The organism is Bradyrhizobium sp. WYCCWR 12699, assembly GCF_032144035.1.
GTDB lineage: Bacteria > Pseudomonadota > Alphaproteobacteria > Rhizobiales > Xanthobacteraceae > Bradyrhizobium.
Genome location: NZ_JAVTJN010000036.1, coordinates 942,716 through 957,725, shown reverse-complemented (window position 1 = coordinate 957,725; position 15,010 = coordinate 942,716). Strand labels below are relative to the sequence as shown.

Genomic DNA, 15,010 nt, shown 5'->3' with positions numbered 1-15,010 from the left:
ATGAAGACGGTCAGGCCACCTTGTCCTTCAGGACGCATTCCGGCGGGCGGGCTTCACCCGCCTTCAGGTCGGCCGCGAAGCGGTACAGCGTCGAGCAATAGGGGCAGATGATCTCGTTGTCGTTGCCGAGGTCGAGGAAGACGTGCGGATGGTCGAACGGAGGATTGGCGCCCACGCACATGAACTCTTTCGAGCCGATCTCGATGACGGGGACACCGGCATCGTTGTGGAAGTGCGGGACGACATGGTCGGACATCGTAGTTCATCCTGGAGTAGCAATGGCGGCAGACACAATCAAAAACTGACGCGGCATCTTTAAGGCGCCGCGGACCATACTGGCGGGTGCAGATGATTGCTAGTCCAGCGGAACCGAAAGGTCCGCAATTGCCCCATGCTCATTTGCTCATGCAAATTCGACACAATCTTGGGGCCTGAGAGAAGCCCTTCTTTCGTCGGGGACGTTGTGTCGCAATTTTGGCATACTATGTCTGTGGACGAGCGCAATTGCGATCAAAGACGAATCATCAGGCGCAAACGATTTCAGGGACCGTCCGGACTTTCCACATGAAGTGGCTGCGAATCACGACAGCGTTGACGGGTATCGCGGCCTGCGGCTTCATGCTCGTACAGGTAGCGCCGCACGCCCGTGAGGCCGGCGCGATCCTCGCAGCCCAGGATGACCCGGCCGTGCTGTCCGAGCTGAAGCTCGATCAAGTGCTGCGGCAGAACGACCGTCTGGTTCAGGACAACATCGAGGCCGCGCTCGCAGCAGGGGACGCCGATCTCGCCGACAGTTTCGTCACGCTCGCGCGCGACCGCAACATCGCGCTGCCGGACGATCTCCTGAGCCGCGTCAGCGATGCGGTCAAAGCCGAGAATTCGACCTCGCATTTTGCGAAGCGCTTCGCGACCGGCCTCGTCACCGGCAATGCCGACGACGTGGCGAGCCTGTCCGGAACAGTGGCCGGCGACCTCTTCGTCATCGGCGACATCCGGGATGTCGTCCGTGAGGGCAAGCACCTCGCCATGGACGAGGATACCGATCGTCTGGTGCTCGGCCTCGCGGCCGCCGGCCTTGCGGTGACTGCGGCAACCTATGTGTCCGTCGGTGGCGCTGCGCCCGTGCGCGCCGGACTGACACTGGTGAAGGATGCACGGAAGGTCGGACGGCTCGGCGAGGGGCTCGCCGTCTGGGCCGGCCGTTCCGCGCGTGAGGTCGTCGACACGCCGATGCTGCAGAATGCCGTGGCCAAGGGTTCCGTGTTCCGCCCCGGCGAGACCGTCAGCGCAATCAAGGCTGCGTTCCGGGCCGAGAAGGCCGGCGCGCTGGTCCGGCTCGGCAAGGACGTCACGCGCGTCGCCGGGAAGACCGGGACGCGCGGCGCCATGGATACTCTGCGCATCGCCGAAGGCCCGAAGGACGTCGCGCGCGCGGCGCGGCTTGCGGAGGCGCAGGGCGGAAAGACGCGCGCGATCATGAAGCTGCTCGGCCGCGGCGCGCTGCTGCTGATCGGCGGCGCGTTCGATCTGACGATGTGGCTGCTCGGCGCGGCGCTGACGCTGTTCGGCCTGTTGTCCTCGATCAAGGCGACCACCGAGCGCCTGACCCAGGCTTGGTGCGATCGCAGACGTGCCCGGCGGCTCCGCCGGGCCCGGATCGCCCCGGAGGCCGCTCTGGCCGGTGCGGCTGCGACGGCCTGAAGCTTTCGATTATTGTTTGAGCATGATGTTGCCGGAAAACCGCTGCACAGTTTTCCGGATCGTGCTCTAAGACCGATCACTCCCCACAACGACCTGCGGAACTGATGATGCCGAGCTTTCACAACGGCGCCGTTGAAATTGCCTATCTCGACGAAGGCGAGGGCGATCCGATCATCCTGGTGCACGGCTTTGCCTCGAGCAAGAACGTCAACTGGGTCTATCCGACCTGGGTCTCCGAGCTGCGCAAGAACGGCCGCCGCGTCATCGCGCTCGACAATCGCGGCCATGGCGACAGCGCCAAGCTCTACGAGCCCGCGCAATATTCCATACCCGTGATGGCCGGCGACGTGCTGGCGCTGATGGATCATCTCGCCATCCCGCAGGCCGACATCATGGGCTATTCGATGGGCGGGCGGATGGCGGCCTGGCTCGGTCTCAACGAACCGCAGCGCCTGCGCTCGGCGATCCTCGGCGGCATCGGCATCGGCGGCTTGATCGAGGGCACTGGTCCCGGCGAGAACGTCGCCAAGGCACTGGAAGCACCAGGGCTCGACGACGTCACCGATCCCGTCGGCCGCACCTTTCGCGCCTTTGCCGACCAGACCCGCTCCGACCGCCGCGCGCTCGCCGCCTGCCTGCGCGGCACGCGAGATCTCATGACGAGGCAAGAAGCCGCGCGTATCGACGTGCCCGTGCTGATCGCGGTCGGCTCGACCGACGACGTCGCAGGAAGTGCCAGCGCGCTCGGTGCCATCATCCCCGGCTCTGAAGTGCTGGACATTCCCAATCGCGACCACATGCGCGCGGTCGGCGACAAGGTCTACAAGACGGGCGTGCTGGATTTTCTCTCGCGCCGCGGCTGAGCCGGCAAAGGGCCAGGAAGGTCTTCGCCGACAAGTCCGTGAGACCTGGAGCTCGGTTGCCTGGCGCCCGGATTTTCGGTGACGGCCGATGCTTCACCCCGCCTTGTCGCTGAACGCGGCGGGAAGCGTGGTGAGGAACGACATGACGCGCTGTGTGCGCAGGGGCGGGCGGCGGCCGGAAGCGCGCAGCATCCATAGCGGTTCCCCAGGCGCGCGCCAGGGCGCCAGCACTTCGACCAGTCGGCCGGAGCGAAGGTCTTCGTTGACGAGCCACGCCGGCCCCCAGCCGACCCCGAACCCATTCGCGACCAAAGCGAGCGAAGCGTGCGCGTCGTCGCAAATGTGCTTGGGCCTGGGCGCGATGCGAATGGGTGCTTTGCCGCGCGGGTCGGCGAAGCGCCAGGTCAGGATCTGACCGCTCGCGGGATTGCGGAAGCCGACGTGGTCATGCGCGGAAAGCTCGTCAGGCGTCGCTGGCGCGCCGCGCGCCTTCAGATAGGCAGGCGAGGCGCAAGCGATCCAGGAGAATGTGCAAAGCCGCCGCGCCTGATGGCCGGGCGTGCGGTCGAGCGGCCCCGAGCGGATCGCGACGTCGACGCCTTCCCCCGCGAGATCGAGAATCTCGTTGCGGAATTTGACCTCGATCTCGATTTCCGGGCGTTCCCGCAGGAACGCGGGCAGTCGCGGCAGAATACAGGCGCGCGCGAACGAGGCGGGGGCGGTCACGCGCACCCGTCCGCAATCGCCGCGCGCGACTTCGCCGAGCGCGGATTGGACACGGGCGAGACTTTCGACCAACGCGCGTCCTGCCGTCATCAGCCTGTCGCCCTCTTCGGTCAGCGCCAACGAATGGGTGGAGCGATGCAAGAGCCGCAACCCGTGGGCCTTTTCGAAGCGGGCGACCGCCTTGGACATTGCCGAAGTGGTCGTCCCCGCCCGCCGCGCGGCTTCGGCGAAGGAGCCCGCCTCGACGACGCGGACGAAGGCGAGGAGACGCGAGAGATCGGGAGGCAAAGTTGTTGTGGACATGTAGTCCACATAGTCATGGCTGTGCCGTCACTACAAGGGCCGTTTCCGGACAGCTAATTCGGGGGCGTCAGCGCGCATTCTGCGGCTGGAAACGCGGGAAGTCCCATGAACCTCATCGAAATCACCCTGCAAGCCCTCGACGCCGCCGAGCGGGCTATCCCACCCGGCCAGCCGTTCTACATGCTCAATCTGCTGCGCTATCGCACGCAGGCGCATTACGAGGACGGATTCGACGCCGCGCCTTGCTCGGGCCGCGAAGCCTTTAATGAACGCTACAGGCCGGCATTCCGCCGTCTTGCAGTCGGCAAGCCGCTCGTGCGGATGTTTTCAGTCCCGGTCCTGGCGAGCCTCGTCGGCTCGCCAAGCGAACGCTGGGACGAAGCCGCGATCAATGAATACGGCGATTTCGCCACCTTCCGCGCGATCGTCGAAACCGAGACCTACCGGCGCGAAGTCGCTCCGCACCGTCATGCGGCGTTCGAAGATTTCCGGCTGATCGCGCTCGCCAAGGCGATGTGAGACTGCAATGACAATGCCGAGCATCGTCGCGGCACGACCTCACCACGGCCGCGGCGGGCCAAAAGCCATGTGGCGCGGTTTGATGTGGCGTAGTCGCGGCCTAGCCGCCCTTTGCAATAGGCAGGGCGATCTCGAATGTTGATCCCTCAGGTCCCGTATCGCCCAGGACCAGGCGGCCTCCATATCTCTCGATAATCGTGCGGGATATCGCTAGTCCCAAGCCCATGCCCGCCGATTTGGTCGTATAGAACGCTTCAAATACGCGGTCCCGATCAAGAAGCGGCACGCCGGTACCAGAATCCTGGATCGACAAGAGAACAAATGAATCTTGCGCGACCCGAGCGCCAATATTCAGTCTGCGGCTATCGCGTGGCATGGAAGCCATGGCCTCGATGGCATTCTTGATCAAGTTCAGAATCACCTGCTGCAACTGTACCGGGTCGGCTCTTACGAGAGGCGCTCCATCCTCGAAGTCGGTTACGACAAGCACTCCATTGAATTGCAGCTCATGCTGCAACAGGCGTAACACCTGCCGCGCTACGTTCTCGACGTTGATCGTGACCGGTTTGTCGGTTGCGTGCTTGAACAGTCCACGAATGCTTGTGATCGTGTTGTCAACTCTCAGGCTGGCTTCCACAATATCCTTAAGAATGGCACTGAGCTCTTCGAGCCGGAGAGGTTTTGCACCAAGGACCTGCTGAGCAGTGTCGGCGTTTAATGTGATTGACCCCAAGGGTGACCTGACTTCATGGGCTATCGCTGCTGTGGCTGCATCTATGCTCACGAAGCGATTGGTGCGCTCTCGCCGCTGCATCATCAGAGCGCTGGCCAATCTCGAATAAAGCATGGTCATTTCTGCGATCAATACGGACAGCAGAGTAACACTTGCGATGAGCGCAAACCCGCGAGCGGTGTACCAACCTACGGAAAATCGAGACGAGCCGGCGTATGCCGCCACCAGGAAATTGGGAAGGGCCGCGAATACAGTGACCATCAGCCACAAGTCGAGCACCGTGCGCCTTCGGACAAAGAGTATCAGGAGTACGAAGCCTGCCAATATCGTGAGGCCTATGTTGAATTGATTGCTGAGGCGCGTCTGTCGCATGAGACCTGTCGTAAAGAACTGCGGCAGATACTCAGTGCCGTCTATCACCAGCCACGACGGCAGGGCTATCAACACGAACACGATCGACAGCGTGATTGCGATGTTTGCCGTCGTCGACCCCTGCGACATCCTTCCTTTGTCTTTCAGCAGCGCATAGAAAAGGATGCTCAACGGAAAGGTGGTGTACCAAAGTACGAAGAACCAAGCCGGCGTGTTGTAGACGTCACCTATGAGCCCGTCTGGTGCATAACTGCCTGGAAAACTCAGAGTCTGCAGAAAGGCAAACGAGCCTGCGCAGATGTATCCGCTCGCGACGATCAGAAGGGCTCGGTGCGGCTGCACTGAATACTGAGCGAATAAGAGGGTCGCCGTCAGCAGGTCAGCTGTAGCCATGACCGTCTGAACGACCGGCAAAAAGCTGTCTACTCTGCCAATTTGTTGATTGGCGAACGGAGCCAGAAACGATGAAACGACCAGGATACTGACCACAAGACCGAGCGCCATCGCTCGGTGCCGTTGGGTGTAAGGCATCGAAGCGACCACGAGTGGAGGGTCGGTCTCCAGCGCAAAATGGCGATTGTCCGGGTTCAAGGTCGTGGTCCCATCTGCAGCCAATGTTGCAGCATATCCAAGGCTTCCGCGCTGACAATGTCTGCTTCGGGGACGCGAGCAGAGGTGCAAGCGCGTCGATCGAGAGTGCCTGGAGTCCGCCAGTGGTCGTTATGGGACACCGGTTCCTTGCCGACGCGACTGGCTTTTGAACACCAAGTCAGTTCTAGGGCCCTGTAGATGACAGCGATCGCTGCCCGGACGAAGCCGGGCGCGACGAACCTCACCCCAATCTCACCGCCCTTTAACGTCCTCCCCAAACCGCCGCCCCACCGCCACCAACACCACGAAGGTCGCCACCCACACCATCCTTGCGCCGTAGCGGTCGTGGGGGCCGGAGATGACGGCGCAGATGAAGGCGTTGCCGAGCAGGGCTAGTGTCACGGTGGCTGCCAGCAGCGTCAGGTCGTCGAGCTTGCGGTTCGCGAGCGCATGGCCGAGCAGTGCGAGCAGCGCCAGCATCGAGGCCAGCGCCACCGGCACGTGCAGCCAGTTGATCGCGGTGAAGTCGAGCTGCCAGTTCTGCTGCCGCGCCGCGCGCATCGGCGCGGCCTGCGCGGGGATATAGCGCTCGATGATGCCACGGGTGTGCGGGATCCAGCCATTGGTGCCTTCGCCGGTCGCGACATGCAGCAATTGCTGGCCCATCGCCCGCAGCGCCGCGCCGGCCTGCCAGGCCGGATATTCCCTCAGCGACTGCACGACGATGTAGCCCATCTCGTCGTTCAGCCCATCGAAACGGCCGAGCGCGTTGAACATGCTGTTGCCCCACAGGAACTCGTCGGCGGTCGCCGGCAGCTCATTGCGATACGGGCACAGCTTGTAGCGCTCGCGCGGGCAGTGGTCGTTCAGGTAACGCGCGACGATACCGTCCTGCATCATGCGGCCGAAGGCGACGCCGTAGCCGCCGGGCGTCCAAGCGACCTTGCCGGACAATGCATAATTCGCCGAGACCAGCATCACCGCGCCCGCGACGATGGTGAGGCTCGCCTGCGTCAGGCCAGCGAGCGGAAGGCGCTCCTTCAGAAACGGCCGTGCCATCCAGCCCGCGACGCAAAGCCCGAGCAGCACGCCGAGCGTGGCGCTGTGGGTCGCAGCGGCAAAGGCGGTGAAGATGAACAGCGCGATCTTTTCCAGCGCCGAGGTGCGGCTTGCGCCCACAATCAGCAGGAACAGCGAGAGCACCGAGAGCCCGGCAAAGATGTCGGTGAGCAGCATGCTCGCAAGCCAGGGCAGTGCGGTCGACACGATCAGCCCGAGGCTGATCGCGACGAAGCGGAAGGTCTGCATCATCGAGAGCACGCGCAGTGTGAGCTGCAGCAGCCACAGCGTCGCCAGCGACTGGACCGCGAGGTTGATCCAGAAGCCAAAGCTCTCGCCATAGTGCAGATAGAGCCCGAACACCGTGGAGCGGCTGGGGACGAGATAGCCCTCGTACCAGCGCGCCAGATAGCCGCCGGTATCCCATTGCAACAGCGGATAGCCGTTCCAGAACGCCGGCGCGATCATCAGCAGGGGCAGGCCCACCGCCGCCAGGCGCAGCCAAAGCGCACCTGCGGCGCGCGCGCGCAATTGATCAGTGGTGATGCTCAAATCCGGCCCCGTCCTCGCTTGCCGACCATGCCCGCAATAGCGGTTGGCAGAGAATTCACCAATAGTTTGACGCCGCCCGGCTTGAATTTGGCAAAACTCTGACCACCTTGAGCCGACCTCGCCGCTTGGGGGCGTCAGAAGAAGCCGTTGTGTTTCAACGTCTTGGTTTGCTTTCGCGGGGCGAGGTGCTGTTCACTCTCAGGCAAGCCGGTCAGGACTTTGCCGCCTAGACTATGCTATAGAGCCGGTCAAACGGGCCCATTCGAAAGCGCATCCCAGAGAGCAAATCCATGGCAGTGCATCAGGTCAATCCGGGAGGAAAGCTCGCATCGCTCGATCCGATCTGGGACCGGATCCGGGGCGAAGCGGAGGACATTGTCCGTCGCGAGCCGGAGCTTGCGACCTTCATTTATTCGTCGGTGCTGCATCACAGCCGCCTGGAAGATTCGGTGGTCCACCGCGTCGCCGAACGGCTCGATCATTCCGCGCTGTCGGGCGATCTGGTGCGCCAGGCCTATATGGATGCCCTGCGCGACGATCCCGATCTTGGCAACGCCTTCCGCGCTGATCTCGTTGCCGTCTATGACCGCGATCCCGCGACTTCCCGCTTCATCGATCCCTTGCTCTACTTCAAGGGCTTTCACGCGATCCAGACCCATCGCCTGGCGCACTGGCTCTATCTGAAGGGCCGCAAGGACTTCTCGTATTATCTGCAAAGCCGCGCCTCCGCGGTGTTCCAGACCGACATCAATCCCGCCGCGCGCATCGGCCGCGGCATCTTCCTCGACCACGCCACCGGCTTCGTCTGCGGCGAGACGGCGATCATCGAGGACGACGTCTCGATCCTGCACGGCGTCACGCTCGGCGGCACCGGCAAGGAGAACGAGGACCGACATCCCAAGATCCGCCACGGCGTGCTGATCGGCGCCGGCGCAAAAATCCTCGGCAACATCGAGATCGGCCATTGCGCGCGCATCGCCGCCGGCTCGGTCGTGGTCAAGCCGGTGCCGCACAACGTCACGGTCGCGGGCGTGCCGGCCAAGATCGTCGGTGAAGCTGGCTGCGCCGAGCCGTCGCGCACGATGGATCAGATGATCAACGCCATGGGGCTTTGAGAGGCCCTTGATGTAAGGGCCGGTTTTCCGGCCCTTTTCCTCCCCAAATTCTTTGGCAAATCATGCTGGCGGTTCGTCGCGTCTCGTCCTAAAACGCGGCCAGCCATTTTCGATCGGAGACTTGCCGTGGACGTCAAAGAAGTCAGAAAGTTAGATGCGTATCTGAAACGCGTATTCGGCAATCCCAAGATCCGCGTCGTGCCGCGGCCCAAGAAGGACGATTCCGCCGAAGTCTATATCGGCGAGGAATTCATCGGCGTCCTCTTCGTCGACGACGAGGACGATGATCGCTCCTTCCAGTTCCAGATGGCGATCCTCGAGGACGATCTGGTCGATCAGGAATAGTTTTCAACGCCGTCATTGCGTGCCCATGGGCCCCGGCTCAACAGCGCACCGTCGAAGCGACGCTGCGCTGCGTCCGGGGCACGCATCGAGATTGAGGCGCGCTCCTTCCGCGCCGTCATTACCCCAAAATCGCCTTCGAAAAATACGAAGAGCGCCAAGCGCTTGCTACTGTGCATGGGGTTGTTTTCGTGTTTTTTGTTTTGGGCGGACCGCTTACCCCTTCGGCCCGCGCAGCTGCGCGGTCAGCCTCTCCATCGCCTCCGCCACGTCATGCCACTGCGAGAGCCAGCTGCGCGGAAAGCGGAAGGTGAGGTCGGCGCCGCCGACGCGGCGTTCGGACAGGCACATGCCCGGCGTCGCCGCATCGCGGGTGCAGCGTGCGGTCAGTGCTGGGTTTGCCGCGGAATAGAGATCCTCGCTGCCGTAAGGCGTATCGGCGCGGAACATCCGCATGGTCAGGCCGTCCACGGGCTGGGCCGCGGCCTGGTCGAGATAGCGCGGATAGATCGTTGCGGTCCGCTGCTCGGGCGAGAGCGCATCGTGATGGGCTGCGATCGACAGGAAGATGCGATCGATCGAATGCACCGCCGCTTCCACCGTGTCGGCGGTGACGTGCTTGGGCGCGCCGGGCGGCTCCAGCGAGGGATAGAGGAAGTCGAGATCGATGCGCTCCTGCGGTCCGGAGTGCCGCTGGATCTTCATGCGGATCGCCGTCGTCGGCAGGTTGAACAGCGTGCCGCCGACGCTCACCGGCAATTTGTCCGGGGCGTTCGCGCCGCCCGCGCCCCAGGTCGGCCACAGTAGATAGGCGACGAGCGCGACAGCGCATGCCGCGGCAATGCCGCCGAGCACGATCGGGACGACATGCGTCCTGGCATGCGTGCGGGGGGACCTGAGGGGAGCTTCGGAAAACACCGTCATGAGCTAGCGCAAGAGAGCCGGATGTCGGCCGGTGGCCGACGAATCAGCGGCGAATATGCCATGCGGCGGCGATTTCGCGCAGCGTTCCGCACCTGCCGGCGGCGGGGACGGCCCTGCGCGGAAGGGGCGGCGACGTTAACCTTCCCTTAAGGATAATGTAGCGTTAACCAGCCCTATTTGTCACAGGAAGGCGGTGGCGTTGCGTAAGGGCGGACCGTTCCGATGACACCTGAAGCTTTCAATACCTTGTTCTCGATCTGCATTGGTTTCGCGCTCGCGGGCGCGCTCGTGAACGGATACCAGGCGCTCGCGCAGCGGCCCGCCGGCTTCGGCCTGTTGCAGGACGGCGTGGCGCCCAAGACCTTCGCGGCCGTGCCGTTCCTGGTGTTCGCCGCGCCCTTCATCATCATGCGCAACACGCTGCGCGGCATGCGGGTGGAAAGCCGCCGTGCCGAGTTCGTGATGATGGCAACCCTCATCGCCGGCTTCTGGAGCATGATGAGCGGCACCTTCTTCCTGATGACGCTGCGCGCCGCCGGCGTTCTGGGCTGAGGCCCGGCCGGATCGGCGAGCTGCCCGGTTCCTTTGCCTCTTCGCCGCCGTTTCGCTATGGCTGAAGTCGACGTGACAGGAGACCTCCATGGCGATCTACGAGCTCGACGGGCAGGCGCCCGACCTTCCCGCCGACGGCAATTATTTCATCGCGGAGACCGCGACCGTGATCGGCCGGGTGCGCCTGAAACCGGGCGCGAGCGTCTGGTTCGGCGCCGTGCTGCGCGGCGACAATGAGTGGATCGAGATCGGGGAGGGCGCCAATGTGCAGGACGGCTCGACCTGCCACACCGATCTCGGCTTTCCGCTTCACATCGGCCGGAACTGCACGGTCGGCCACAACGTCATCCTGCACGGCTGCACCGTCGAGGAGGGCGCCCTGATCGGCATGGGCTCGATCGTGATGAACGGCGCCAGGATCGGCCGCAACAGCATCGTCGGTGCCGGTTCCGTCATCACCGAGGGCAAGGAATTTCCTGAACGTTCCCTGATCATCGGCTCGCCGGCGCGCGTGATCCGCACGCTCGACGACGCCCAGGTGCAGAAAATGGGAAGCGCGGCGAGGTTCTACGTCGCCAACGGTCCGCGCTTCGAGAAGGGCCTGAAGCGGATCGGTTGAGCAGCCCGCGCTGCCGGCCGGGACCGGCGGGGCATCGGTTCCGTACCGTAAAAATACAGCTAGGTACTTTAATCCTCCGCTAGCGCGATCACGCTTATCATCGAGCGTTTTCAACCAGGAGGAGCGGCGCCATGAATGCGACGGCGCTGGAATCCGGCTTTGGTGCCGGAACCAATCTATTGAAGAAATTCGTGAGGTTCGCGCGCGGCACCGACACGCTGACCGTTGCGGAGAAGGTCTACAGCATTGCCGCCTTCCTCGCGATCGTCACCACTTTCCTCCTGGTGATGTCGGTCCAGTCTGTGCGGTTGCAGACGACCTATCGTCACATGCACGCCTCGTCCGCCGAGGCGGCGATCAGCGTCGGGCGCATCAATGCGCTGATCTACGCCATCGTGATGGAATCACGCGGCATCTACATGTCCACCGATCGTCGTGCGATGATGCCCTACGCGGACGGGCTGACCCGGCGCAACCGTGAGCTCGCCGAGGCCGTGAAGAGCATGGAGCGCACCGTCGGCGATGATGATGCCGAGCTGTTCGCGAGCTTCCGCCAGCGCATCACGCAGTTCATCGAGTTCCGCCAGGAGCTGGTGCGGCGTGGCGTGGAGATCAGCTCCGCGGCGGCGCGCGAATGGGGCGACAACAACGCCAACCGGAAGGTGCGCAGTCAGCTCAACAGCGATGTCGAGGCGCTCGAGCGCATCTATCAGCAGCGCGCACGTGAGGCGGACGCACTCGCCAACGAAAACCGTTACGCGGCGGCCTATCTGTTCGCGCTCGGGCTCGCGGCACTGATGTTCGCAGGCCTGAACGTCGTCGTCATGCGGGGCTCCGTGGTCGGCGCGCTGGCCGATATCACGCAGGCGACCGACCGGATCGCGGCCGGTGACGTCAAGAGCGAGGTGCCGCATCTCGGCCGTCACGACGAGATCGGACGTCTGGCGCGCGCCGTGCAGAACTTCCGCGATGCCGTTGCACGCATCTTCCAGCTCGAGGAGCTCGAGCTCGGTACCGCCCAGGCGCGCGACGCCGCGAGGACCGAGCGCGATAATTTCAACGACAAGTACCAGGCCAAGAAGTGGCAGCTCTCGGCGGCGATCAACAGCATGCCGCAGGGCCTGATCATGCTCGACGGCAAGGCCAACGTGGTGGCGATGAACTCGAACTACCGGCAGATCTACAATCTGCCCGAGACGATCCAGGCCGGATCCACCCTCGAGGAAATCCTCCAGCACCGGGTCAAGAGCGGGCTGTTCAACGGCGACGTCGCGAAATATGTCGCGGCGGTTCTCGGCCGGATCGCCAGGCGCGAGCCGGCGGTCTACGAGATTTCCCTCAACGACGGCCGCACCATCAAGATCTACGAGCGTCCGATGGATGGCGGCGGCTGGGTTTCGGTGCAGGAGGACGTCACCGCACAGCGCCAGCACGAGCGCATTCTGGAACGGATGGAGCGCTTCCTCGCCACCATCATCGAGAACGTCGCCGAGGGCATCATCGCCAAGGATGCGCGCAATTTGCGCTACGTCTTCGTCAATAAGGCCGCCGAGAAGATGATCGGCATGACGCGCGGCGAGATCATCGGCAAGACCGCGCGGGAATTGTTCTCCGCAGAGGCGGCTGAACTGATTGAGCGGCGCGACCAGCAACTCCTCGCGCAGAAGCAGCAGCTCGAGCCGATCGTCGACACTATCGACAATCCCGCGCGCGGGCGCCGCGTCATCTGCGCTCGCCGGATCCAGGTCGGCGGCGCCAGCGAAGAGTCCCACATGTTCGTGACCATGGTCGAGGACCGCACCGAGAAGGCGGCGGCCGCGGCATAGTTGCCCGCAGCAAATGCGAGCGGCGCGTCAGCGCCCTTCGGATTCGCCTGCTTCGATTGCGCCTGCGGCCTTCTCGTGGCCGGCGGCCCACAGCGCATGCTCGTCGCTGCCGTCGAGGTAGGGATTGGCCTCGGCCGGAATGTTCTCGCGCGCGGCGCGTTCGCCCTCTGCAAAGGGATCGCGATCGGTCATCGTCGGTCTTGCCTCCCGGCTTTCAAGCTGATGTGACGGCATTTGTTCCGGAACTGGACTCTGCCGCGGCGGTTGACCGCTAAAGGAGAGCTTCGATGGCCGCATCGCCCTTCGTTTCACGCAAAATCACGATCCTGATCTTCGCGCTCGCGGCGATGCCGTCGGTCGCCTTCGCGCAGGCGGCCGGCGGGTCTGCCGGATCGACGGGTGGCTCTGCGGGGGCGACCGGAGGTGTTGCCAACGCGCCCGCGCCACCGCCAGGCACCAACAGCCTGGGCACGGCTCAATCGTCCGGCGCGGGCGCCGGAGTCACCACCGGCAGCGGCACAGGCGGCTCGGCTGATGCCGCCGTCAATGCCGAGAATCGCATGCTCGACAAGAAGCTCAAGAGCATCTGCCGCGGCTGCTGAATGCTCGCGCGGAAGTGAGGCAGTGTGGCTGTCCGGAATGCCCAAGTGACGTTAGCTTGGTCCCGCTTTGAAGCGTGGAGCGTGTCCACGCGGAGGATCGAGTGATGTTACGCAGGATGATGATGGCGGCGCTGACCGTCGCGGCGGTCGGGCTGTCGATGCCGCATGCGGCTGAGGCGCGGGGATTCGGACATGGCGGCTGGGGTCATGGCGGTGGTGGCTGGGGCCATGGTGGCTGGGGTCATGGCGGCCATTGGCGTGGCGGCGGCTTCTGGCCGGGAGTCGCGATCGGGGCGGGCATTGCCGGCGCCGGTTACTACGGCGGCTATTACGGCTACGGCTATCCCTACGGCGGCTCCTACTATTATGATACCGGCTATGACGACTACAACGGTGGTTATGGTGGCTGCTACGTCGTCCGGAAGCGTGTCATGACGCCGGCTGGATGGCGCTACCGCCGCGTGGATGTCTGCGAATAGCCTCCTCGACGAGAGGCCAACCGACAAAAAAACAAGGCCGTTGACGCAGTATACCGTCAACGACCTTGCCAGCCCCGGACATTGAAATCGGCTCACGCCATCCGGTAACCGCGAGCATCGCGCGGAATCACACGGGCGAATGTGATCCAGTTCACAAGTCGAAAAAATTAGTCCCGTCGTCGTGAATTGCTTAGCCGCGCGAGCGCTTGCGCGCGCTGGCATGGACGCGGTGCCGCACCGGTTTCCTGCGGGTAACCGTCGGTGCTTCGACGTCGGTTGCGCGTGCGCTGGCGAACGACTGCCGCAGGCCGTCGATGGACTCGTTCAGCGTCGCGACCTGCTCGGACAGGCGCTTGGTGTCGGCCTGCTGCGCCGCCATCAGCCGCTTCATGGTCTGGAGCTGATCCTGCACCACCTGGAGCTGATCGATCGATTCCTGCTGGGTCGCCTCCAGCCCCTTGGTCTTCTCGACGAGCTGCTCGGAGGCCTGTGCGGCCCGGGCCTGGAGCTGCCGTGATGCCACCACCCGGTCGGTTTCGGGTGCGGCGCCGGCATAGGCGCGCCAGATCGCGATCGAGGTGACCCCGGCGATCAGGAGCAGGAGCGCTGCGGCGGTCAGCGCGATGGGCTGGGCGCCGAGACGAAGAAGGGGGTTGGACGGTGTGTCCTGTGCGAGATCGATCATCGCTGACAAAACCCAAATTGAAACTTGGTGAGTGGCGAAGACCGGCAGCCCTGAGGCCGCCGGGGCGTCCCGAAAGCGTTACGTTTCGGCAACGAATGGGACCAAAAAGAGGCTAAAGGCGAAAAAGGTAACCGATCCAGTCCGTTCGGCCGGACGGCCGCGTCCACCGATGGCAGGCTCCGTAAAAATACGGACAGGCGTCCTGGCGAGGTTTTGGCCGGCTACGCCGGCAAGCCGCGCCGCGCGGCCGCGCCGGCGGATCGGCGGTCGAGCGGGCAGCGATGGAAGCGACGCCTCGCTTTCCTGCAAGCCGAGCCGAACAAGTCGCGCACCTTCGCGCGCGACCGTCGCAACATCCTTGATCCGGTCTGCCTTCCTCCATGCTGGCAAGGCAGCTCGGCGTGCGTCGCCGCGGCGATGAGGCCTAGCCATCGCGATAGGAACAAC

The 15,010-nt window shown here is 63.9% G+C and carries 17 protein-coding genes; 10 read left to right on the top strand and 7 right to left on the bottom strand.

The window, feature by feature from the left end:
• Positions 1 to 10 precede the first annotated feature (10 nt).
• Complete coding sequence (locus tag RPS27_RS29540; RefSeq protein WP_194403017.1) at positions 11 to 256, bottom strand: zinc-finger domain-containing protein; 246 nt, start codon at positions 254 to 256, stop codon at positions 11 to 13.
• A gap of 308 nt (positions 257 to 564) precedes the next feature.
• On the opposite strand from RPS27_RS29540, the gene RPS27_RS29535 reads away from it, so the two are divergent.
• Together RPS27_RS29535 and RPS27_RS29530 are read left to right on the top strand one after the other, a co-directional pair.
• A complete protein-coding gene (locus tag RPS27_RS29535; protein ID WP_313754819.1) occupies positions 565 to 1,701 on the top strand; it encodes a hypothetical protein in 1,137 nt (378 codons plus the stop codon).
• A 107-nt stretch (positions 1,702 to 1,808) separates the two neighbouring features.
• Positions 1,809 to 2,564 carry an alpha/beta fold hydrolase gene (locus RPS27_RS29530; protein WP_194403015.1) on the top strand — a complete coding sequence of 252 codons (756 nt, stop codon included), beginning with the start codon at positions 1,809 to 1,811 and terminating at the stop codon, positions 2,562 to 2,564.
• A 93-nt stretch (positions 2,565 to 2,657) separates the two neighbouring features.
• On the opposite strand, the gene RPS27_RS29525 is transcribed toward RPS27_RS29530, so the two are convergent.
• Positions 2,658 to 3,593 (bottom strand): LysR family transcriptional regulator, encoded by a 936-nt coding sequence (locus tag RPS27_RS29525; RefSeq protein ID WP_212068198.1) that lies wholly within the window; start codon positions 3,591 to 3,593, stop codon positions 2,658 to 2,660.
• Between the two features lie 105 nt (positions 3,594 to 3,698).
• On the opposite strand from RPS27_RS29525, the gene RPS27_RS29520 reads away from it, so the two are divergent.
• Positions 3,699 to 4,112 carry a hypothetical protein gene (locus RPS27_RS29520; RefSeq protein WP_212068197.1) on the top strand — a complete coding sequence of 138 codons (414 nt, stop codon included), beginning with the start codon at positions 3,699 to 3,701 and terminating at the stop codon, positions 4,110 to 4,112.
• Positions 4,113 to 4,212: 100 nt separating this feature from the next.
• Here RPS27_RS29520 and RPS27_RS29515 read toward each other — a convergent pair whose 3' ends face one another.
• Together RPS27_RS29515 and RPS27_RS29510 are read right to left on the bottom strand one after the other, a co-directional pair.
• Complete coding sequence (locus RPS27_RS29515; protein ID WP_313754818.1) at positions 4,213 to 5,808, bottom strand: MASE4 domain-containing protein; 1,596 nt, start codon at positions 5,806 to 5,808, stop codon at positions 4,213 to 4,215.
• Between the two features lie 252 nt (positions 5,809 to 6,060).
• Positions 6,061 to 7,419 carry a hypothetical protein gene (locus RPS27_RS29510; RefSeq protein ID WP_313754817.1) on the bottom strand — a complete coding sequence of 453 codons (1,359 nt, stop codon included), beginning with the start codon at positions 7,417 to 7,419 and terminating at the stop codon, positions 6,061 to 6,063.
• A 290-nt stretch (positions 7,420 to 7,709) separates the two neighbouring features.
• On the opposite strand from RPS27_RS29510, the gene cysE reads away from it, so the two are divergent.
• Both cysE and RPS27_RS29500 read left to right on the top strand, forming a co-directional pair.
• Positions 7,710 to 8,534 carry a serine O-acetyltransferase gene (cysE, locus tag RPS27_RS29505; protein WP_194403010.1) on the top strand — a complete coding sequence of 275 codons (825 nt, stop codon included), beginning with the start codon at positions 7,710 to 7,712 and terminating at the stop codon, positions 8,532 to 8,534.
• 126 nt (positions 8,535 to 8,660) lie between these two features.
• Positions 8,661 to 8,879 carry a DUF3126 family protein gene (locus RPS27_RS29500; RefSeq protein WP_007602550.1) on the top strand — a complete coding sequence of 73 codons (219 nt, stop codon included), beginning with the start codon at positions 8,661 to 8,663 and terminating at the stop codon, positions 8,877 to 8,879.
• A gap of 213 nt (positions 8,880 to 9,092) precedes the next feature.
• Here the strand turns inward: RPS27_RS29500 and RPS27_RS29495 are convergent, their stop codons facing one another.
• A complete protein-coding gene (locus RPS27_RS29495) occupies positions 9,093 to 9,800 on the bottom strand; it encodes a hypothetical protein (RefSeq protein ID WP_313754816.1) in 708 nt (235 codons plus the stop codon).
• Positions 9,801 to 10,022: 222 nt separating this feature from the next.
• Here RPS27_RS29495 and RPS27_RS29490 point away from each other — a divergent pair, with 222 nt between their 5' ends.
• The 3 genes from RPS27_RS29490 (at position 10,023) to RPS27_RS29480 (ending at position 12,797) form a co-directional block, all read left to right on the top strand.
• Positions 10,023 to 10,352 (top strand): DUF6949 family protein, encoded by a 330-nt coding sequence (locus RPS27_RS29490; protein ID WP_063195224.1) that lies wholly within the window; start codon positions 10,023 to 10,025, stop codon positions 10,350 to 10,352.
• Between the two features lie 88 nt (positions 10,353 to 10,440).
• Positions 10,441 to 10,971 (top strand): gamma carbonic anhydrase family protein, encoded by a 531-nt coding sequence (locus tag RPS27_RS29485; RefSeq protein WP_259213339.1) that lies wholly within the window; start codon positions 10,441 to 10,443, stop codon positions 10,969 to 10,971.
• A gap of 131 nt (positions 10,972 to 11,102) precedes the next feature.
• Positions 11,103 to 12,797: a PAS-domain containing protein gene (locus tag RPS27_RS29480; RefSeq protein WP_313754815.1), complete on the top strand. Its 1,695-nt coding sequence runs from the start codon at positions 11,103 to 11,105 to the stop codon at positions 12,795 to 12,797.
• 27 nt (positions 12,798 to 12,824) lie between these two features.
• Here the strand turns inward: RPS27_RS29480 and RPS27_RS29475 are convergent, their stop codons facing one another.
• Positions 12,825 to 12,989 carry a hypothetical protein gene (locus RPS27_RS29475; protein WP_194403006.1) on the bottom strand — a complete coding sequence of 55 codons (165 nt, stop codon included), beginning with the start codon at positions 12,987 to 12,989 and terminating at the stop codon, positions 12,825 to 12,827.
• Between the two features lie 95 nt (positions 12,990 to 13,084).
• Here RPS27_RS29475 and RPS27_RS29470 point away from each other — a divergent pair, with 95 nt between their 5' ends.
• Together RPS27_RS29470 and RPS27_RS29465 are read left to right on the top strand one after the other, a co-directional pair.
• Positions 13,085 to 13,399 carry a hypothetical protein gene (locus RPS27_RS29470; protein WP_313754814.1) on the top strand — a complete coding sequence of 105 codons (315 nt, stop codon included), beginning with the start codon at positions 13,085 to 13,087 and terminating at the stop codon, positions 13,397 to 13,399.
• Positions 13,400 to 13,503: 104 nt separating this feature from the next.
• Positions 13,504 to 13,878 (top strand): hypothetical protein, encoded by a 375-nt coding sequence (locus tag RPS27_RS29465; RefSeq protein ID WP_313754813.1) that lies wholly within the window; start codon positions 13,504 to 13,506, stop codon positions 13,876 to 13,878.
• Positions 13,879 to 14,068: 190 nt separating this feature from the next.
• On the opposite strand, the gene RPS27_RS29460 is transcribed toward RPS27_RS29465, so the two are convergent.
• Positions 14,069 to 14,563, bottom strand: coding sequence for a hypothetical protein (locus RPS27_RS29460; RefSeq protein ID WP_313754812.1), 495 nt, complete (start codon positions 14,561 to 14,563; stop codon positions 14,069 to 14,071).
• Positions 14,564 to 15,010 lie beyond the last annotated feature (447 nt).